Genomic DNA, 503 nt, shown 5'->3' with positions numbered 1-503 from the left:
AAAGATATCACTGAAGGTCATAAACAGATAGTTAGCCCGAACGCGAAGCAGCTGGCACAATTCCGCGATAACGTTGAAAAACGCACTTCCTTCTATACGCAGATTATCCCCATCGAAAAACGGGATCTGCCATATTATCAGGAGCTTCATAAACGCCAGTTCAATGCGCTTGAGTATCAACGGACAATTAACGGCCTGCAATATCAGATTAACAACCTACAAAGATATTTAATGTACGCTGGCGCTGTTTGCGTACTATTGCTACTGATAGGGTTCACTTTATAACCCGTTTTCCCCGATAATCCCGCCCCGTGCGGGATTGTTACTTTAGGGAATTACATGTTTCAAGTGAGCTATACCATTAAGATCGGGAATGATTCGGAAACGGGGTTATACCCCTTCAGTTTAAGCACGCGGGAGAAGGCCGAAGCCGTTGCCGCGCAGCTCCAGTTTGACGGCTCCAAACTTACCCACGCCCACGCGCATCTTATCCGTAGCGATAT

Annotated in this window: 1 protein-coding gene; it reads left to right on the top strand. The window is 46.7% G+C overall.

Translation table 11 applies throughout. The features are described from left to right. On the top strand, positions 1–285 hold a 285-nt coding region (locus tag N1032_RS28150; protein WP_259544052.1), incomplete at its 5' end, for a hypothetical protein. Between the last annotated feature and the right edge of the window lie 218 nt (positions 286–503).

Source organism: Herbiconiux daphne (assembly GCF_024979295.1).
Classification (GTDB): Bacteria; Actinomycetota; Actinomycetes; order Actinomycetales; family Microbacteriaceae; genus Herbiconiux; species Herbiconiux daphnes.
This window is presented reverse-complemented; position numbering and strand designations above follow the sequence as displayed.